This window comes from Lysinibacillus sp. AR18-8 (assembly GCF_001705465.1).
GTDB lineage: Bacteria > Bacillota > Bacilli > Bacillales_A > Planococcaceae > Lysinibacillus > Lysinibacillus capsici.
Map to the genome: position 1 here is coordinate 26,910 of NZ_MDGU01000013.1, position 20,074 is coordinate 46,983.

20 protein-coding genes and 1 riboswitch are annotated in these 20,074 nt (G+C 39.9%); of the genes, 17 read left to right on the forward strand and 3 right to left on the reverse strand.

The genetic code is table 11. The features are described 5' to 3' along the window. Positions 1 to 128 precede the first annotated feature (128 nt). The 11 genes from BFM98_RS11205 to BFM98_RS23440 all read left to right on the forward strand — a co-directional run bounded on the left by BFM98_RS11205 (position 129) and on the right by BFM98_RS23440 (position 10,916). Entirely contained in the window at positions 129 to 1,187 is a 1,059-nt protein-coding gene (locus BFM98_RS11205; protein WP_048390252.1) for an AAA family ATPase, read from the forward strand. 3 nt (positions 1,188 to 1,190) lie between these two features. Then, positions 1,191 to 2,987 (forward strand): vWA domain-containing protein, encoded by a 1,797-nt coding sequence (locus BFM98_RS11210; protein WP_066037415.1) that lies wholly within the window; start codon positions 1,191 to 1,193, stop codon positions 2,985 to 2,987. Between the two features lie 92 nt (positions 2,988 to 3,079). Then, positions 3,080 to 4,036, forward strand: a complete 957-nt coding sequence (locus BFM98_RS11215) for an ABC transporter ATP-binding protein (protein ID WP_066037416.1) — start codon at positions 3,080 to 3,082, stop codon at positions 4,034 to 4,036. Further along, entirely contained in the window at positions 4,026 to 5,546 is a 1,521-nt protein-coding gene (gene opuFB / locus BFM98_RS11220) for an osmoprotectant update ABC transporter permease/substrate-binding subunit OpuFB (RefSeq protein WP_066037417.1), read from the forward strand. Before BFM98_RS11215 ends, opuFB begins: the two co-directional genes overlap by 11 nt. A gap of 118 nt (positions 5,547 to 5,664) precedes the next feature. Next, the gene (locus tag BFM98_RS11225; RefSeq protein WP_066037418.1) at positions 5,665 to 6,303 is read left to right on the forward strand and encodes a DUF2975 domain-containing protein; all 639 of its coding nucleotides are present in this window, start codon (positions 5,665 to 5,667) and stop codon (positions 6,301 to 6,303) included. Between the two features lie 11 nt (positions 6,304 to 6,314). Then, entirely contained in the window at positions 6,315 to 6,533 is a 219-nt protein-coding gene (locus BFM98_RS11230) for a helix-turn-helix domain-containing protein (protein WP_004229412.1), read from the forward strand. A gap of 25 nt (positions 6,534 to 6,558) precedes the next feature. Further along, positions 6,559 to 6,882 (forward strand): DMT family transporter, encoded by a 324-nt coding sequence (locus tag BFM98_RS11235; RefSeq protein ID WP_048390263.1) that lies wholly within the window; start codon positions 6,559 to 6,561, stop codon positions 6,880 to 6,882. A gap of 13 nt (positions 6,883 to 6,895) precedes the next feature. Then, complete coding sequence (locus tag BFM98_RS11240; RefSeq protein ID WP_066037419.1) at positions 6,896 to 7,258, forward strand: DMT family transporter; 363 nt, start codon at positions 6,896 to 6,898, stop codon at positions 7,256 to 7,258. Between the two features lie 154 nt (positions 7,259 to 7,412). Beyond that, positions 7,413 to 8,063 (forward strand): HAD family hydrolase, encoded by a 651-nt coding sequence (locus tag BFM98_RS11245; protein ID WP_066037420.1) that lies wholly within the window; start codon positions 7,413 to 7,415, stop codon positions 8,061 to 8,063. A 149-nt stretch (positions 8,064 to 8,212) separates the two neighbouring features. After that, the gene (locus BFM98_RS11250) at positions 8,213 to 8,644 is read left to right on the forward strand and encodes a hypothetical protein (RefSeq protein ID WP_066037421.1); all 432 of its coding nucleotides are present in this window, start codon (positions 8,213 to 8,215) and stop codon (positions 8,642 to 8,644) included. A 79-nt stretch (positions 8,645 to 8,723) separates the two neighbouring features. Next, positions 8,724 to 10,916 (forward strand): YheC/YheD family protein, encoded by a 2,193-nt coding sequence (locus BFM98_RS23440; RefSeq protein WP_083225360.1) that lies wholly within the window; start codon positions 8,724 to 8,726, stop codon positions 10,914 to 10,916. 76 nt (positions 10,917 to 10,992) lie between these two features. Here BFM98_RS23440 and BFM98_RS11260 read toward each other — a convergent pair whose 3' ends face one another. Further along, the gene (locus BFM98_RS11260; RefSeq protein WP_048390271.1) at positions 10,993 to 12,204 is read right to left on the reverse strand and encodes an ATP-grasp domain-containing protein; all 1,212 of its coding nucleotides are present in this window, start codon (positions 12,202 to 12,204) and stop codon (positions 10,993 to 10,995) included. A gap of 140 nt (positions 12,205 to 12,344) precedes the next feature. Here BFM98_RS11260 and BFM98_RS11265 point away from each other — a divergent pair, with 140 nt between their 5' ends. After that, positions 12,345 to 13,739, forward strand: coding sequence for a Mur ligase family protein (locus tag BFM98_RS11265; RefSeq protein ID WP_066037422.1), 1,395 nt, complete (start codon positions 12,345 to 12,347; stop codon positions 13,737 to 13,739). Between the two features lie 157 nt (positions 13,740 to 13,896). Then, positions 13,897 to 15,267, forward strand: coding sequence for a UDP-N-acetylmuramoyl-tripeptide--D-alanyl-D-alanine ligase (locus BFM98_RS11270; RefSeq protein ID WP_254660028.1), 1,371 nt, complete (start codon positions 13,897 to 13,899; stop codon positions 15,265 to 15,267). Between the two features lie 342 nt (positions 15,268 to 15,609). Here BFM98_RS11270 and BFM98_RS11275 read toward each other — a convergent pair whose 3' ends face one another. Beyond that, positions 15,610 to 16,551: a C40 family peptidase gene (locus BFM98_RS11275; RefSeq protein WP_231595546.1), complete on the reverse strand. Its 942-nt coding sequence runs from the start codon at positions 16,549 to 16,551 to the stop codon at positions 15,610 to 15,612. Positions 16,552 to 16,792: 241 nt separating this feature from the next. Next, positions 16,793 to 17,158, reverse strand: coding sequence for a VOC family protein (locus BFM98_RS11280; RefSeq protein ID WP_066037423.1), 366 nt, complete (start codon positions 17,156 to 17,158; stop codon positions 16,793 to 16,795). A gap of 546 nt (positions 17,159 to 17,704) precedes the next feature. Beyond that, positions 17,705 to 17,895, forward strand: a riboswitch (cobalamin riboswitch). A 30-nt stretch (positions 17,896 to 17,925) separates the two neighbouring features. Here BFM98_RS11280 and BFM98_RS24425 point away from each other — a divergent pair. The 4 genes from BFM98_RS24425 to BFM98_RS11290 all read left to right on the forward strand — a co-directional run bounded on the left by BFM98_RS24425 (position 17,926) and on the right by BFM98_RS11290 (position 20,028). Beyond that, entirely contained in the window at positions 17,926 to 18,048 is a 123-nt protein-coding gene (locus BFM98_RS24425) for a hypothetical protein (protein WP_004229388.1), read from the forward strand. 35 nt (positions 18,049 to 18,083) lie between these two features. Next, on the forward strand, positions 18,084 to 18,278 hold the full coding sequence (locus tag BFM98_RS23970; protein WP_112117820.1) for a hypothetical protein: 195 nt from the start codon (positions 18,084 to 18,086) through the stop codon (positions 18,276 to 18,278). Between the two features lie 85 nt (positions 18,279 to 18,363). Beyond that, on the forward strand, positions 18,364 to 18,993 hold the full coding sequence (locus BFM98_RS11285; protein WP_231595547.1) for a TetR/AcrR family transcriptional regulator: 630 nt from the start codon (positions 18,364 to 18,366) through the stop codon (positions 18,991 to 18,993). A 15-nt stretch (positions 18,994 to 19,008) separates the two neighbouring features. Continuing rightward, positions 19,009 to 20,028 carry a 2,3-butanediol dehydrogenase gene (locus tag BFM98_RS11290; RefSeq protein ID WP_054550874.1) on the forward strand — a complete coding sequence of 340 codons (1,020 nt, stop codon included), beginning with the start codon at positions 19,009 to 19,011 and terminating at the stop codon, positions 20,026 to 20,028. Positions 20,029 to 20,074: the final 46 nt, after the last annotated feature.

The following is a 20,074-nucleotide window of genomic DNA, read 5'->3' on the forward strand; positions in this document are numbered from 1 at the left end:
TACAATTTTTATTATTTTCTCACAGCTAGTAATTGGCAGTCAATTTCATAGAATGGTAGAGACAAGATTAATTTCATAGAAAATGGTATTATTAACCTTTAAAACAATGAGTTGAAAGGGCGTTTTGATTGAATACGATTTTTAATGTGACACAAAAACAACTATATGATTTTCTGCTGAATGTAGCGACAATAAGACCAGTTTTTATTTGGGGAGCACCTGGCATTGGGAAATCAGCGATTGTTGAAAACTTTGCTAGTGAATTAGGGCTACATTGTGTATCGTTATTGGGCAGTCAGCTAGCACCTGAGGATATTATTGGTGTTCCGCAGATTAAGGATGGCTACAGTGTTTTTTGTCCACCCAAAATGATTGCACGCGATGAACCTTATTGCCTTTTTTTAGATGAATTAAATGCTTGCTCACAGGAAGTACAAAAAGCGTTTTATAGTCTTATTCATGAACGCAGAATTGGAGAGTTTACATTGCCAGAGGGTACGATTGTTATTGGTGCAGGCAATCGGGCTCAGGATAACGCGATTGTGAAGCCGATGTCCTCCGCATTAATCAATCGGATGGTTCATGTTCAGCTGAGGGCATCGCATAAAGATTGGCTTGAATGGGCCTATGCACATGAAATACATCCATATGTGATTGAGTATATTCAAATGCGTCCCGATCATTTATGGAACGAACCACCGAAAACAGAAGAACCCTTCTCCACGCCTCGTTCATGGCATATGTTAAGTGATTGTTTGTATGCATATGGCAATAGCTTACAAGAACAAACAATTGATCTATTAGCAAGTAGCTGCCTGTCCGCGCATACTGCCAGTCAATTTAAAGCCTTTATCAAGCAAGTGCAAAGTAAATATGATCTCGCTAAAATTATTCAAGGAGAATTACGTTGGCCCGATCAACCTGATGAAAGAGATTTGCTTTATTTCATGGCACAATCCTTCCGGGCTCAGTTACTGAAGGAGCTTCCGAACGAGCATACCACATTGAAGGGCAATCAACGGCAATTAGCCTTTCGTGCCAAAGACTTGATCAAGGACCTATCATCCATCAGCTTAGAAATTGCACAGATGGTTGTGTCAGAGCAAAAGGGTGAAGCCTTACCTGCCTGGTTTATGCTGGAGGTTATTCGAGATTTACCGCGTTTAGTAGCCAAAAAGGAAGGGTAGCGTATGGCCAAAAAGAAGAAAGCATCACAGCAGGAGCATAAAAATGAGAAAGCCATTGCACGTGGGCATGACATTGTCTGTACACATCCCCTGTTCGAGGCGTTGTGTCATGCTGTTTACATGCAATACGAAAGTATGCCCCAAAAGGATTGGGCTTACATTACAAGCGCAGGTGTTATTTATGTGAATCAGGATAAAAAAGGTCAGCCAAATGAATGGGCTTATGTGATAGCGCATTGCTTGCTACACCTAGGCTTACATCATCATCAACCAAAAGAGCAGCAGGAGCTGTGGAATATTGCCTGTGACTGCTATATAACAAAATTTTTAGCAGAGCTAAAATTTGGTCAAGCACCAAAGGAAATGAGTAATCCTCTTTTTGAGGCCATTAGCTCTGAGGAAAAATTATATGAAAGATTTTTACGCGAAGGTGTGCCAGATGATTTGAAAGGCTATAGTACAATGCCAGGTCAAGGGGACTTTGTTATATCACAAAATCAAACAGGCTATTTTTATCGAGGGAATAGTAATTTCGCTGCACTATTTGCACAAGGTTTATCGAAAGCCGTACAAAGTGCCATACGAGTAGCGGGAGGGGTAGAAAATACATTGGGAGGCACAACGAGGGTAACACAAGCACAGCGCGCAAAGGCTTGGTTTATGAGCTCCTATCCCTTATTTGGTGCTTTGGCAGCAGATTTTACGATCATTGAAGACCCACTTATTTGCACAAGAATGGATATTTCGGTCGCAGCCATTGCAGTCGAAACAAAGGAGATTTATTTGAATACGGCGGTGGGAATGACCGATGAGGAAATGCGGTTTCTCATGGCACACGAATTGCTTCATGCAGGTTTAAGCCATGCGAACCGCAGACAAGGACGTGATCCTTACTTATGGAATGTTGCTTGTGATTATGTTATCAATGGCTGGCTCATCGATATGCAAATCGGCGAGATGCCAGCATTTGGCGGGCTATATGATCCAGCATTAAAGGGACTTTCAGCCGAATCTATTTATGATCGTATAGTTACAGATATTAGGATGTATCGCAAATTAAGAACCTTTCGAGGGCAGGGCATAGGAGATATGATCGAAACGAATCCACCAGATTTTTGGGAAGGCAAGGTTGGCGTGGATTTAGATGCTTTTTATAGAAGGGCATTGAGTCAAGGGTTAAGCTATCATATAACCCAAGAGAGAGGATATTTGCCACAAGGGCTCATTGAGGAAATTCGTAGCCTAGCACAGCCTCCTATTGCCTGGGATGTGGCATTAGCCAAATGGTTTGATCGGATGTTTCAACCGATAGAGAAAGTTAGAACGTATACCCGCCCCAGTAGAAGGCAAGCATCGACACCTGATATAGCTAGACCAAGATGGATTCATCAAAGCGGTGAGGAAGATGGACGTACTTTCGCAGTCCTTATTGATACATCAGGCTCCATGGACCGTCTCTTACTAGGAAAAGCACTCGGCACAATAGCGAGCTATAGCATCGCTAGAGATGTCCCCTTTGTTCGCGTTATATTTTGTGATGCTGTTGCCTATGACGCGGGCTATCTAGCCCCTGAAGAACTATTAACGAAAGTGAAGGTAAGAGGTAGAGGAGGCACAGTGTTACAGCCTGGTATACAGCTACTTGAAGCAGCACAGGATTTTCCAAAGGATGGTCCTATTCTGATTATTACAGATGGACAATGTGATCGTTTAGCCATTAAAAGACAGCATGCCTTCGTACTACCACAGGGGGCCAAGCTACCGTTTGTGCCCAAAGGCGAGGTATTTAGAATGAAATAGTTGCAGCTATCTACAAATGTTTGAAATGATTTTTGTTGGTGAAATATAAAAAGTGAACGCATTTCATGAGCACAATTTAAAGGAGATGACAGATGATTACATTTGACAATGTCTCAAAACAATATGATAACAACCAAATAGCTGTCAAAGCGCTAAATGTAGAAATTAAAAAGGGTGAATTCTTTGTTATTATTGGCCCTAGTGGATGCGGCAAAACTACTTTGTTGAAGATGATTAATCGATTAATACCCTTAACAGCAGGCACCATCTGGATCAATGATAAAAGAATTAGCGATTATAATATCCATGAGCTGCGTTGGAGTATTGGCTATGTACTACAGCAAATCGCCCTATTTCCGCATATGACAATAGAGGAAAATATTGCGGTTGTACCAGAACTGAAGAAATGGAGTAAAACGAAAATCCATCAGCGTGTAGACGAACTATTAGCGTTGGTGGGTCTGGAGCCAGCGAAATATCGTCAGCGTAAGCCAAAGGAGCTGTCAGGAGGCGAACAGCAAAGGGTTGGCGTTGTTCGTGCCTTGGCAGCTGACCCAGAAATTATTTTAATGGATGAGCCCTTTAGTGCGCTAGACCCTATTAGTCGCACCAAACTACAGGATGATCTACTAGAGATGCAGCGTACCATCCAGAAAACCATTGTATTTGTATCACATGATATGCAGGAAGCACTGAAATTAGGAGATCGTCTCTGTATTATGAAAGATGGCGAAATTGTTCAGATAGGCACTCCACAGCAATTGCTACAAAATCCTGTAAATGATTTTGTCCAACAGTTTATTGGAGGTAAGCAGTCGGATCAATTGTTTACGATCCACGATGTGTTACAGCCAATCACTGTGACAAACAACTTTGGGCATACCATTCCTGTTGATGCCCCATTTCCGACGATTCTTGAAAAATTAGCCGAGCATGACTTGTTAGGTGTCGAAGAGAATGGCAAGCTCATTGGCATGGTGACAAGAGCTTCCACGCTTCGTTATTTAGCAGCGGATTCTAAGAAAAGAGGGCATGTGCATGGTGGCTAATGTGGTAGATGTATTTCAGGAACGGAAGGCACAGCTGTTGGCTGCATTACTAGAGCATATCCAAATCTCTTTTATTGCGCTATTTTTTGCTGTCCTCATCGCTATTCCCCTAGGTATCTATTTAACCAATAAAAAGAAAATAGCCGAGAGTATTATTGGAATCAGTGCTGTGCTGCAAACGATTCCTTCCTTAGCGTTGCTCGGCTTATTAATCCCTTTATTCGGTATTGGGAAAGTTCCCGCAATTATTGCGTTAGTCGTCTATGCGCTGTTGCCTATTCTACGAAACACCTACACGGGCATCAATGAGGTTGACCCATCACTGAAAGAAGCGGCATTAGCTATGGGAATGAATCGATCAAAGCGTTTAGTAAAGGTTGAGCTACCACTTGCTATGCCTGTTATGATGGCTGGTATTCGGACAGCAATGGTGCTGATTGTGGGGACAGCAACATTAGCCGCTTTAATTGGTGCAGGAGGCTTAGGAGATATTATATTACTTGGGATTGACCGAAATAACACGGCACTCATTCTTATAGGAGCCATTCCCGCTGCTATTTTAGCCCTGATTTTTGATGTGGCGCTTAAAAAATTAGAATCTCTGTCCTTTAAAAAAACAATAACGACGTTGAGTCTCATTAGTTTAGCGGCACTGGTAATGATTTTCTTCCCGCTCCTAAGCAGTAAACAGCAAGATGAAATTGTCATTGCAGGAAAGCTTGGTGCGGAGCCTGAGATTCTCATCAATATGTATAAATTATTAATTGAGCAGGAGACCGATTTAACGGTGACATTAAAGCCAGGGCTTGGTAAAACTTCATTTGTATTTAATGCATTGAAATCGGGCAGCATTGATATTTATCCTGAATTTACAGGCACCGCTATTTCGGAATTTTTAAAGGAAGAAGCCATTAATAATAACCAAGAGGACGTCTATCTTCAGGCAAAAGAGGGGTTGCAGGAGCAATTCGATATGGTCATGCTAAGCCCCATGAACTATAACAATACGTATGCACTCGCTGTATCAGAGGAGCTGGCTGAGAGCTATCAACTGCAAAAAATCTCTGATCTTAAACCGATAGAGCAGAAGGTGAAAGCAGGCTTTACATTAGAATTTAATGACCGTGAGGATGGCTATGTTGGCATACAAAAACGGTATGGGATAGCCTTTACGACACTTGCAACGATGGAGCCAAAGCTTCGCTATCAGGCAATACAATCAGGTGATATTAATTTGCTAGATGCTTATTCAACGGATAGTGAAATTCGTCAATACAAGCTACGTGTATTGGAGGACGATCAAGCATTATTCCCACCATACCAGGGAGCGCCTTTACTAAGGAAAGAAACGCTGATTGACTATCCAGAGATTGGAGAAGCGTTAAATCAACTAGCTGATCACATTACAGATGATGAAATGCGAGAAATGAATTATCAGGTGAATGTAGAAGGAAAGCTTGCAGCAGAAGTAGCAAAAGAATATTTAGTAAAGATAGGATTATTAAAATAAACCCTCTACCTTTAGAGGGTTTATTTTTATCAATAATTTATTAATGATAAACATTAAAAAATTATTGATAGAGATAAAAGGGGATGTATAATAGAGAGAAAGGAGGGAGAGGTTGATAATGGGGCAAACAATTCAAAGTAAAGAATTTCGATGGATGACAAAGGGGCTTCGTACCGCTTTTACCATCATCATGGTGATGATGATTTTTGTCTTGACGATGCTCGCGATTTTTATGGTGGGAGCAATGGTGGTATCAGAGCAACAAGTGAATCATTTATTAGCAAAGGGCAGTGTGACCGCTGCCGTTCAGTTAGAAGGATTGGAAATGAAGCTGGCAGACCATGTGACAAGGGACATTCACTATTCAAAAAAAGATGTCATGACCTTTCTATTTACTGCTACAATATACATAGCTATTTTATTAATGATTATTGTACAAGTGAGGAATATATTAAGTAATTTATCAAAAGGTATTGTATTTTCACTCGCAAATAGTAAAAAAATGGAGAGAATTGCCTACTGTGTGATTGTACTGAGCTTGACAGTAAATGTATTTCGTACATATACCGTCTATCTGATTATGCAACAATTCCAATTGGAGTCCCGATTTGTAGAGACGGGTTTGATCAAGGGGATTAGCTATCATTTTACAGGCATTCACTGGACTCTTTTACTATGTGGTGTGGTGATTTGGACCTTTGCACGTATTTTCCGATACGGTGCATTCCTTCAGGATGAATATGATGCAACAGCTTAGGAAGTGAAAACATGACCATAATTATTCGATTAGATCGTATGCTAGCGGATCGTAAAATGCAGCTGAGTGAACTTGCAGAGAGGGTAGATGTTTCGATTGTCAATCTCTCTAATTTAAAAACAGGCAAAGTAAGGGCCGTACGTTTTTCTACATTAAATGCCATTTGTAAAGCTTTGGGCTGCCAGCCAGGAGATATATTGGAGTATGTAGAGGAAGAAGATGACATCTAGAAGCAAAGCAGAAAGGATTTTTTGAATGACGGCTTTTAGTTTTTTAATGCTCGCTATTATAGCAGAGGTTTTTGCCAGTTCCTTGCTCAAGCGTACGGAGGGCTTCACACGAATTGGGCCATCAATTGGCGTAGTAGTAGGCTATGGAACGGCATTTTATTGTTTAGCCTTAACATTAAAAGTGATTCCTATTGGCACAGCCTATGCAATTTGGGCAGGTTTAGGGACAGCGTTAACCGCTATTGTGGGAGTTGTCCTCTATAAGGAACGATTTAATCGCAAGAAGGTATTAGGGATTTTATGCATTATCTTGGGTGTTGTGGTACTCAATCTTGCTGGTGGTCATTAGGAGGCTGAACAGGATGAAAGGCTATTTATTTTTAACACTATCGATTATAAGCGAGGTCTTTGCAACAACCATGCTGAAGTTCTCAGACGGCTTTACTGTCCTCGTTCCATCCTTGGCGGTAGCAATTGGCTATGGTATTTCGTTTTATAGCCTATCCCTCTGCTTAAAAACCATGCCATTAAGCTTGGCCTACGCTATCTGGTCAGGTGTCGGCACAGCTTTAACCGTTCTGGTAGGCATTGTCATTTGGCACGATATTTTTACTGTTTATTCTGCGATCGGTATTGTCCTCATTATAGGAGGCGTTATCTTGTTGAATCAGGGGGATAAAGGTGAAGAAGTGGTGGATAGCCTAGCAAAAGAGTTGGATGCTTGAGGAGATAGGCGGATAGAGATGCGAAAGTAGCGGATAGCGGGTCTAAATTGATGGATAGGATTAGCAAAGTGATGGATAGGATTAGAAAATCGATGGAGAGGTCTGCCAAAACCTAGGCTTAGTTCAGCGCAAACCAATAGAATGGGGGAATTTGATGATAAAAGCTCTAATTTTTGATTTTGACGGTACAATCATTGATACGGAAACAGCATGGTATAACGTTTTTAAGGATGCCTATGCACAATATGGTGTTGAATTATCGTTAGCAACCTATGCTAAGTGCCTTGGGACCAATCTTCAAACCTTTAATCCCTATACATATCTTGTTACACATCATCACATACAACTGGATGTGGAGGCTTTTCAAACATCCATTCAGCAACGCCATGCACAATGGATGGAAACGGAAACGCTAAGACCTGGTATTTTAACATTGCTACAGCAGGCAAAGGAAGCGGGTTTGAAGATTGGACTTGCTAGTAGCTCCAGTCGTCAATGGATTGATGTGTATATGGATCGGCTGGGTATCCGACATTACTTTGATTGCTTTTGTAGCGCTGACACGGTGACAAATGTTAAGCCTGATCCAGAGCTTTACTTGCAGGCGCTTGAACAATTAGGAGTAGAGGCTGTTGAGGCCATGGCAATTGAGGATTCACCGAATGGCGCACAAGCCGCTGTAGCAGCGGGACTTTATACAGTGGTCATTCCGAACGAGATTACCAAGCAATTACCATTCAATACAAAACACCATACCGTTACTGCATTAGAACAATACACAATACATGATCTCCTCGCAACATAAGCTTTTGCAAAAGCCTCCCCCTCATTGGTGGAGGTTTTTTTAGTTTCTTTAGGAAGAAGTCGCCATATTTTTTGTCGCAACATATGATAACGAGAGGGCAACTTACACGGATCAAATCGTATAGTCAAACTAAGAGAGGGGGCTACGAATTGAATAGTGATAAGAAAAGAAATCACTTTTTATGTGAAGCTTTAAGTGATTTAAAGGATCTTCAGGATATTATGATGAATTTTCATTCTAAATATTTTGGTCAGCTACTTATTAAAATTGTCGGGAGTGATACGATTCCATTTTTTTTAATTACACATAGTGGTGCTCATTTAAGCTTATTGGATACAGTGAAACAGTTTGAGACAGAGTTTTTCCGCATTGAGGATGTTGATAGAGAGCGTTGCCGTGGCACAGTATCATTGTTGCGTGCTTTTGATTATGAAGGAAACGATACAAATTCGATTGCAGATGTGGTGAGGTTAGAAAAAACAAGTACAAAGAAATCTATTGAACTCAGTGGTATATCGGCCATTCAGCTCTTAAAGCCAGACATGTTGAAGGGGAAATTTATCATAGAGCCGAAATGGTAGTACCATATTAAACTACTAAAGCTAGAGCATCTGTCTATATGCAAGGGATACAAAGTGAATGTAATAGAGAGAGAATCTAATGAAAGGAAGTTTAGCTATGACGATTATTGGTATGCTGCATCATCGACTTGATCCAACAACAGTGCTCAAGTCCTATGCCTTTGCAGCAGTTGCGAAAGCTGAAGGCGCAACATTTTTTTACTTCACACCTAAAAGTGTGGACTTTGCCAAACGTTCTATTCGAGCAAAGGTCTATGAGAATGGACAATGGCAAGAGAAAACAATGCCCTTTCCTGATGTTATCTATAATGCAGGAAGCCCTGAGAAATTATCTGTCTCGAAGGAGATTATTGACCTTTTAAAAGAGGAGATTCCATTCACAACCCATTCAATCGGGAACAAATGGAATGTGATGAAACGATTAAAGGAAGCGAAGGAATTTGAACAGTATTTGATTCCCTCTGAAATTGTAAAGGATGCCGATTTATTTCATAAGTTCGTTAATTATTATAAACGAGTGGTGTTTAAGCCAATTGATGGACGAAAAGGGAAGGGTATTTATTTTATAACGAAGGCGGGAGCCAAATATTTTGAGGTGCGAAAGGATAGCACCACGACAACCTATACAAAGCCACAATTGGATGCATTGATAAAGGAGCAACTTGCGTCTGGCACCTTTATTATGCAGCCGTATATTCAATCTGTTACAAAATCTGGTCAGGTCTATGATTTCCGCCTACATGTTCAAAAAAATGGAGAAGGTAAATGGGTAGTGACAACGGTGTATCCACGCATTGCACCGAATGGCTCCATCATACCGAATATTAATAATGGTGGCTATACCAATTATTTAGATCCTTTTTTGGAGCAGGAGTTTAAGGAAGAGGCCTATAATATTCGGCGAATGCTTGAGCATTTTTCACTGGCGCTGGCACATCATCTGGATGAAATTCAAATGGCGAAATTTGGGGAAGTTATTGATGAAATTGGCATTGATGTAGGGTTAGATCAAAATCAAAAAATTTGGATGTATGAGGTCAATTGGCGCCCAGGCTGTCCTCCTGCCTTTTACTTGGAATTAGATGTGGTCATCCATTCCATCCGTTATGCGATGTATCTTGCCAAAAATCAAAAACCGCTGAAAAAGAAAATTGTCCAACAAAAAACGAAGCAGGTGGAGGCAAAGAAAACCTTACCTATTATTGCGATTACAGGAAGTGCAGGGAAAACCACGACAAAGGCATTTGTGGGTTCGATCTTATCGAAAAAGTGGAATATATTTGAATCAAAGGATTATTGGAATACGACGGAGCATACGAAAAAGCATAAGGAAGAAATCAATGATACACATCAGGCCGTTGTATTAGAGTATGGTATGGCTTACCCAGGCATTATTACCAATCACTGTAGCATCATCCAGCCGAATATTAGTATTGTAACGAATATAGGCTTAGCCCATGTTGGGAACTTTGATGGAGATGTAAGGGGTGTTGCCAAGGCAAAATCGGAATTGATTCATGGTATGGATCAACAGGGATTACTCATTGTCAATCAAGATGATGACAATTCAAGATACTTAGAGACACAGCAATTTAAAGGGAAAATCATCACGGTAGGCATTAAAAAAGAAGCGGATTACCGTGCATATGATTTGCAATATAAAGATGTCGGCATGTCCTTTAAAATGAAGCTGCATGGGCAAGAAATAGAATTATATATTCCTATTTTAGGAGAACATCATGTATACAACGCATTGAATGCAGTGGCAGTGGCTGATCTTTTAGGATTTAGTCCACTTGATATTCAGGCAGGGCTCAACTTTAAAAAACCACCAAGACGTTTAACGATTTATAATTGCCGTGATGATATAACGGTTATTGATGATACAGTACACTCTCATCCGCAGGGGGTTCGTGCTGCGCTCGATGTACTGAAGAATATCGCGACAAATCGCAAGGTAGCCATTATTGGGCAAATGCGAGAACTTGGTGTCTTGAGGGAAGATGAATATCGTAAGGTTGGAGAGTACGTGTATGAGATAGGCATCGATGAATTTATTACCTATGGCTTTAGGACAGATGAAATGAGTAATGCTGCCATCGCGAAGGGCATGGACCCATCCAGAGTACATCATTTTATTAATAAAGATCAATTGCATGCCCTCCTTGAAAAGCTCATTAAGCCTCATGATACCATTCTTGTGAAGGGTGCAAGTAAAACCAATATGTTTGAAACCGTGAAGTTTTTAGATCAAACGTTTAAAGAAGAATAATCGTTTACGACTTATGAAGATAAAAAAGCCCGAGTAACTGTCCACTGGCAAGCGGCAATTATTCGGGTTATTTTTTTCAAACTCTCAAAATGAATTTTATTTCCTTCGCTGCAGTGATTGCGTGATTTCTTGCTTCCTTCAAGGTTGCTCCCTCTGCAATGACATAGGCGTAACGGTGACCCATCGATAAAGGTGGGGTAAGGAGGGTGCCTCTTCTTGGTTTGACATATACTTCAACGACGCCAGTTGACCTTGTCGCTCTTGCCTTGCCAATAACCTTTTCTAAAATTCCTCTACTTTCCACAATGACATATTTTGTATACACAAATTTTTTATGTCTTGGTTGCAGATTAGGCTGTTCTCCTAGCAAAATCTTCAGTGTTTCTTCTACTAAACTAAAACCTAGAGCTGCTTGTAGCATATTATTCATAGCGCCACCTGAAATTCGAGGATTGATCTCGATAAGTTTCCAACCATTTTGGGTTAATCGAAGCTCTAAGTGAAGTGCCCCATTCTCAATACCAAAGGCTTTCACGATGGAATGGAGTACCTCCTCGATGCCTGATTGTATGTCTTTAGGGGCTTTCACTAGAACACCATAGCCAGTAATGATAAATCGTTTTCCTTGGGTAATTTCTTGCTCAATTATACCAATGACATGTGGTTGTCGTTGATAAACAACCGCCTCTACTAAATATTGAGGGCCATCTAGATATTCTTCAATCATGATGGTTTCATAGGGATTTTTACTGCGTAGTGCTTTGAGGTGGTTATTGAGCTGGTCGGCATCCGTTGCTAGTAAGACATCTTTTGAGCCAGTTGATTTAGGAGATTTTACGATTAATGGAAAGGTTAAATTTTTAGCTATAGGTTCGTTCGGTTTCATGAGCGAAAATTTTGGTGAGTATGGTTGGTCTTGTAAAAACTTTCTTGTTTTTTCTTTATCCTCCATAGTTTCAATGGCACTGGAGGATGTATAGTTCTGACAAAATTCATCACATAGTATTGAAGCAATATGGACAAATGGATCAACAAAACTAACGATACTTTTAATATTTAATCCAGCTTTTCCTAGTTTCTCAATTTCATCTTTCATGCTCTCGATATCAAAAGTATCAATGAGTATCATTTTATGGATGTCGGGGTAGGCTCTGCGCTGCTGAAGTTGTTTTTCATTATTTGTGAAAAGTACTGTGAAGTAGCCTAATTTTTCTGCTGCCCTTGTTGCTTCACGACTAGACCCAGATTTGTTTGTACCGATAAATACAATGGCTTTCAGGTATATCACTCCTTCTATTGGTACTTAGATACTTAATCACCTTTATATATATGCAATGAAATAGATTTCCTCTAGTTATGTATCTTGTCTACATCCAAGCAACTTTTAAAAGGTTACATATACTAGAAAAGAAAGGAGGGAGAAAAGATATGAAGCCTCTTTCGGTGAAAAATTTAGCAATGATTACGGCAGGCTATCTAGTGCACGGGTCAGAGGATACACTGATTCAGCATGGGGCTTATCGATTAAAGCAAGTGAAAAAGTCCAATACGGCCCTTTTTACAAGTAAACGTATTGTTAATTGGAAAAATCTTGAGCCACTTTCTCCTCTAGTGCTAGTGACCGATAGAGCTTATCGGCCAACTGACATTCCCAATCATGTCATTATGATACAGGTAGCGAATGCAGAAGAGGCCTATTGGAAATTTGTCCATTTTTATCGCAGCCAGTTTCATATTCCGATTGTCGCGATCACAGGTACATCAGGCAAAACAACGACAAAAGAGATGATTAAACATATTCTTTCGGCTGATCGGAAAGTGACTGCGACGACATTGAGCAGCAATTCTAGAACGGCTTCTTTGCAATATTTACTGGGCATTGAGGATGAAACCGAGGCTGCCGTTTTTGAAACAGCAGTGGGCTCACCTGGAGACGTTACGAATGCAGGGAGATATTTCAAACCGACAATCGGTATTATTACGAATATCGGAGCCCATCATTTAAATTATTGCAAAACATTAGAAGGCTATATTCAAGCAAAGGGAGAAATGCTAGATATCATTCATCCAAAAGGTACATTAATTATCAATGCTGAAGATATGAATACGAAAAAAATAGATGTTTCGAGATTTCGTGGGCGTTTGATTAGGGTAGGAAAGCATGACTCCTGTGATTTTCGCGCAAGCCATATCCACTACTATCAAAAAGGGATGAAATTTATTCTGCATCATGATAGAAAAAGCTATGACATACTTGTACCAGGGTTTGGAGAGCATCAGGTTTATAATGCTCTTGCTGCTATTGCCGCGGTCCATGATATGGGGATCCCTATTCCAGTCGCAGCACAACAGCTTCAATCATTCCGTCAATTAAAAAAACAACTGCAACTCTTTGAGGGCATTAATCATTCCATGTTATTGGATGATACATGGAGTATTACAACCACTTCCTTAGAGGCTGCCTTAAAAGTGTTGAATGAATTAGGTGACGGAAAGAAAAAGATTGCGGTTATTGGTACGATTACCGATTTAGGTTCGTGGGGCTACATTATTCACGAACAGGCGGGTGAATTAATTCAACGTATTGGCGTGGATGTCCTGATTACCATTGGAGAACACGCAAGGATTATGGCTGATCATGCAGTAAAGCTAGGATTTAGCGCGCCTGTTTATACATTTAAAAATAGTACGCTAGTCTATCCGTTATTGCAGAAGATTGTGGATGAAAATACCATCATTCTCATAAAGGGAGATATGTATAGCGAACAGGTCTCTAAATTAGCAACGGAGCTAAAGCTAAAGCCTCCACCACCTGCTGATTAGCTTCTTTCCATATAGGATATTGACTGTGCCACATAGAAGAGCTTTCTAATAAGGTATAGTAATTGATCAAAAAGCAGCACGCTAGATCAAGAGAAGAAATAAGTCATCTACAAGATTGATAAAGAGAGGAGGCGTAGTACACTTGCAATCCATTAGTGTGCAGAAACTTAGGAATGTCCTACAGGGAAAGCTCATTCACGGATCAGAACAATGGTCTGTTAAGCAGGCGATCTACTATAATCGGCATGATTTAACAAAGAGCCATTCGCTCCTGTTTGTTAGTCGAAACGATCAAATCAATTGGCAAGAGATTGATCGGAAAGGTCCGTCTCTTATCATATCCGATAAACCGTCTACAGAGTTAAAAAATGCACTGGAGAATACAACCGTTTTACAAGTGAAAAGTGTTGCACAGGCATATTGGACATTTATCGAGTATTATCGTGGGCTCTTTGAAATTCCCGTTGTGGCTTTAACAGGAACTTGTGGGAAAACAACGACAAAAGAGATGTTAAAACATATTGCTAGTAAGCATTGGCAAGTGCAAGCATCCATCAGTAGTAAAAACGAGCCAAGGCAATCATTACCTTATTTAACGGGCATTGACGATAAAACACAAGCCGCTATCTTTGAATTAGGCTTAGGGAATACGGGGAATATTAAACATCAATGTATGATCTATCAGCCAACTATTGGCATCATTACAAACATTGGTGTGCATCATCTAGATGGCTGTCTCAATTTGGAGGGCTATATTAAGGCTAAGGCAGAAATTGTGGAAGGCATTAAAGAAGATGGCACGTTAATCATCAATGCTGATGATGCCAATACTAAAAAAATCTCATTGAAAAGATTTAAAGGGAAGATTATCAAGTTTGGCTTACAGGATACGGCAGATTACAAGGCTTCTAAAGTGGAGTTTGCCAATACGGGCATGAAGTTTGTTTTAGAGGTAGCGGATGAAACATACAATGTGTTTGTCCCAGGCTATGGAGAGCATCAGGTCTATAATGCCTTAGCCGCGATTGCAGCTAGCCATGAAATGGGGCTGACCATTCGTCAGGCAATCGCAGGACTAAGAACATTTAAACAGATGGCAAGACATTTAGAGTTTACGACAGGACTTGGTGACAGTACGATTATTGATGATACATGGACAAATAACCCAACATCTGTAGAGGCAGCCTTAAAAGTGCTAGATACGGTGGGAAAAGACAAAAAGGTCATTCTTGTTTTAGGGGATATAAAGCGATTAGGCAATTTTGAAGAAAAATATCATCGCGAAATCGGCTCCATGGTAGCAGTAAGAAAGATCGATACATTGATTACCATCGGCAAAAGGGCAGAGAAGATTGCCGATCAAGCGCAAAAGGATGGAACCAGCGCAGAGGTTCATACGTTTAAAGAGGTAGCAGGCGTTTTAGAATTATTGAAACCAAAGCTAGATGCGGACACGATAGTTTTAATTAAGGGACCGATGTCTAGTAGATCCATGATCGAATTTGCCAATAAACTAAAAAACGCATAGAAAAAGGGTGTCTCAAAATGAATGAGACACCCAATTCTTACTTATTTTAAAACACGCCGAGCTGTTACAAACTTTTGTGCCCATGTTATGCTTAAACTTTGTTTCACAACAGTTCGTTGTCATATTAATATATTGATTACTCCCTATAATAGATCCTCGTTTGTGTGATTTCTATTGGTAGAGATGAATAATAAATCTACTTTTTGAAACTGAGATTTTTGAATACGTTTACCAACTAAAGCTTGTGTTTGCTAATTTATTCTTCAACTCAATACCATGTTTCTTAAAGACATAGTAAGTAAAACCACTTGTAAAAGTCAGTGCACTTAACAGGGCGTAGAGTTATTTAGTAGAGATAACGCGCTTCGCAGTAATATAGTGTTGAGCATAATAATCAACAAATAATACTCTTGTCATGACACCATCGGAATTAGGGATGATGATACGGTGATCGCCTGCATAAATCCCTACAAGAGAAGGTTTTTTTGAACCTTTCACACTATTAAAGAAGACTAAATCACCCTTTTTCAAATTAGCACGCGCTACAGTTGATCCTTTGCTCATTAAACCGCTTAAAGAAGTTGATCCGAGTTTAACGCCACTTTTACGGTAGATGAAATCGACAAATGCTGGAGCGGTAAAGCGTAGACTTGACTCATTTGTTGTCGAGCTAATCGATACTTTATTTTTATAAGTCAGCGCATTCTCAACAATTTTATCGCCTTTTGTTGCAGGGTTGGCTGATAGCAGAGTAGGTAATACTCTACGTGCCGATACATAGTTTTCTTTATAATACGGCTTACTATTTAAATCAGAGATAACTATATTTTGTTTGGTATCAGCCATATGGATGATTTTATTGTCGCCAATATACATACCGACATGATCGGGATCAGTTCCCGTTTTTTTACTTTTAAAGAACACTAAATCGCCTTTTTGTAATTGGTTTCTCGCTACATAAGTCCCTTGCTGAATCATATAATTTTCATTATACGTACCAAGGTCTACCCCGTTTTTCTCGAAGATGTACATTAAAAATGAAGCACAAGAAAATTTGTATGGGTATGTAGGCTTGTAAACCGAATTGCTGTATGTTGCTTGCCCCATTAAGCTTTTACCAGTCTGAATTAATTGGTCTGCTTTTGCAGCTACCGCCTGTGCGTTGTTCTGAGCATTTGTTGTCGCAGCCTCTACTTGTATTGGCTGGATCGCTGTTTGCACCATTCCAAATGAACTAAATCCAATTGTTAATGCAAGTGTTGTAGATAAAAATCGTTTATTCATGTTTTGTAACCTCCTAAAGCATCTAGTAGGATTTCTCCTGTATACCTCTGCCATGGAAATAATCGTAGCATGAAAAAGTAGGGCTTCTGGGCGGTAAATGTTACCAGGGTAACTGAAGGGAGGGCTTCAACACTTGCTATAAAAGGCTTTATCAAGGGAATTTACAGTTTTATTACAAATGTTTCAGTAAGATGTAATATGGAACAATTCCATGAAAAAAGCTGCCCCAAAACGAGGCAGCCTACACGATTTTCTGTATCATTTCTACACGATTACCAAAGGGATCACGGAATTCAAAACGCTCGTAATGAGGAATAGGCACGGAATCGAGTATCTTGATTTGATGAGTTGCGAGTTTCTTCCGCCAATACTGAATATCCGCTACTTGATACGCAATATGCGCCTTTGTGGTCAAACGATCGAAGCCATCCTCTGTCCCTACATGGACCTCCTGTTGACCAAGCTGTAACCAAAATCCCCCACGTCCTTTAAGAGAATCAGGCTTCTCTAATTCTTGAAGTCCTAAGACATGACAATAAAAATCCTTCCCTTGCTCCTCACAACCTTTCGGAATTGTAATTTGCACATGATGTAAACCCATAATCATCTTGACCGCCCCCTTTTTTTCTTAATTATAGAGTAATTTCTATATATTTGAAATGGATGGGAGGATAGAATTTGAACTGGTGGATAGAACTTTAAAAGTAGGGGATAGAATTCTAAATCATCAAATGGAAGGATAGAGTTTAAACTAGCGGATAGAATTTCAAAAGTGGAGGATAGAATTCAAAAACTGGCGGATAGAATCATCAAATGGAAGGATAGAGTTTAAACTGGTGGATAGAACTTCAAAAGTGGAGGATAGAATTCAAAAACTGGCGGATAGAATTATCAAATTGAAGGATAGAGTTTAAACTGGTGGATAGAATTTCAAAAGTAGAGGATAGAATTCTAAAACTGGCGGATAGAATCATCAAATGGAAGGATAGAGTTTAAACTGGTGGATAGAACTTTAAAAGTGGAGGATAGCGCTTCAAATTAAGTGGATAAAACCTCGAAAGAGAGGGATAGAGCTCTAAATCTAATCTTTAGAACTTCAAAAGCCCAACATTTCTATTCTGTTAAGATTTAATACTATGGTATAATAATAAAAACGGAATAATAGGATAGAGGTACAAATTAGATTTTTAATTTGTTTAAAAGGGAAGATCGGTGTGAATCCGACGCTGTCCCGCAACTGTAAATGGGAGCACATTTCAAAAGGCCACTGTTACGAGTCGTAATGGGAAGGTGAAAGGTGTGATGAACATAAGCCAGGAGACCTGCCTTTATCTAGTACAGCCAAAAAACCTACGCGGATAGGGGGTGTTGAGTGTGACTAGAGAATTTCTCCTGCATGCTCATAGTACGATGATTGCTAAAAAGGGTGCTTCTATGTTTAATAGAAAGCTTCTTTCCATCTGGCAATCACCGTATTATGTCGTGTATTTGTCATAGTAGACATCTTTCTGATGAGGGAAAGATGTTTTTTTATGGAAAAAATTAAAGGAGCGGTCCACATGAATCCACAAGTTGTTGAGTACTATGAAAGCTTATTCAAATTTGAAATTATGCAAGAGCCTAAACCCTTAAAGGAGCTTGTCGAACAATATGTTGGGCATGATGCTTCACATGAGCAATCTATTTTAGCAGCGTACGCAAATGTTTTGAAAGAATTAAGAGGATAGATGTTTGGCTACTTCGAAAAACGAAGTAGCCATTTTTTAATAAGCGCATGCTTTGACAATTAATAATAGTAGGCGTAAAATTTCGTTGAACAATTGTTTTGAACGTTTGTTCAAAAAAGAGGTGAGAACTATCGATCAAAAAGAAAAAAATAAAGAGGTAAAGGATCAAATTTTACAAGCGGCAAAAACCTTGTTTTCATCAAGGGGCTTTGATGGCACCACGGTGAGACAAATTTGTGAAGAAGCAGATGTGTCACTTGCACTTGTTTCCTATCATTTTGGTGGCAAGGAAAATGTCTTTAATGCATTATTTGAACCGCTACGCCACACCTTTATGAATGCTCATTATGACGTTCAAGATTCAATCGGTGCGCTTCGTAGCTTTTGTCGTAACTTTGTTCTTTACCGAATCCAGGAGCATGAGTTAATTGATATATTACAGCAAGAAATAGTCATGAATAGTCCTAGGCTTGAGATGCTAAAGGATGTGTTTTTACCTTCCTGGGAGCAACTTCGGACAATTTTATTGGCTTGTCAGGAGCAGCAGACCATTTACTTCGAGTCACTTGATGTTGCACTGAACTTTATTATGGGAACGTTAATGTATTCGTTGAACAATCCCTTTTTAAACCGTTCTTCATTACAAGCAACACCCGATCAGATTGCGGAGCTTGCAGTGAACTTCGTGTTACATGGTCTTCAAACAAACTTATAAAAAGAAGGTAGTAGAATGAAAGCAGCAAAATTTTACGGTGTAAAAGATATTCGAGTAGAGGAGGCACAACTGCCAGCACTAGAGCCAGGCATGGTGAAAGTAAAAGTTGCCTTTGCAGGAATTTGTGGTAGTGATTTACATGAATATGTTGGTGGGGCTTATGCATTCCGTACACAACCCGTATTAGGGCATGAATTTGCAGGTGTCGTTGTAGAGGTTGCAAAAGGCGTTACACAGACAAAAGTAGGAGATCGTGTGGCAGTGGAGCCACCAATTCCATGTGGTAAATGTGATAATTGTCGACGTGGCTATTCCAACTTATGTAAACGTGGTCAATCTTATGGCTATACAATTTCTGGCGGATTTGCAGAATATGCAGTTGTACAAGAAGAAAATATTCACCTTCTTCCTGACAATATGAGCCTAGAGCTAGGCGCACTTGTTGAACCTACAGCAGTCGCGGTTCACGCAGTGCGTCAAAGTCAATTAAAGCTTGGCGATACAGCTGCTATTTTTGGTGCGGGTCCTATTGGTTTATTGGTCTTGCAGGCTGTGAAGGCTGCGGGAGCAAGTGAAATTTTTGTCGTAGAGGTATCCGATGAACGACGCCAAAAAGCACTTGAATTAGGCGCAACGTATGTCATTAATCCAATTGATACGGATGCTGTAGCGTTTATACGTGAAAAAACAACTGGTGGGGTAGATGTTGCGTATGATGCAGCAGGTGTGCAAGCAACATTTACAAGCGGTGTTAGTGCTGTTCATCCAGGTGGCGAATTTAAAATCGTCAGCGTTTGGGAAAGACCTGTAGAATTTAACCCTAATGCGGTGGTTTCTCCAGAGGTAAAAATCAGTGGCTCGTTTGCCTATGTGAATATTTTCCCTGAAGTGATTCGATTACTTGCTCGTGGTGTAATTGATGGACAAGCTGTTATCACAAGCCAGATTGCAATAGAGGATATCGTGGAAAAAGGTTTTGAAGCTTTAACAAAGGATCGTAGCCAATGTAAAATTCTTGTGAATATGAGCATGTAATTGTCTGAAATCATAGCCGAACTTGAGGTTTGGCTATGATTTTTTT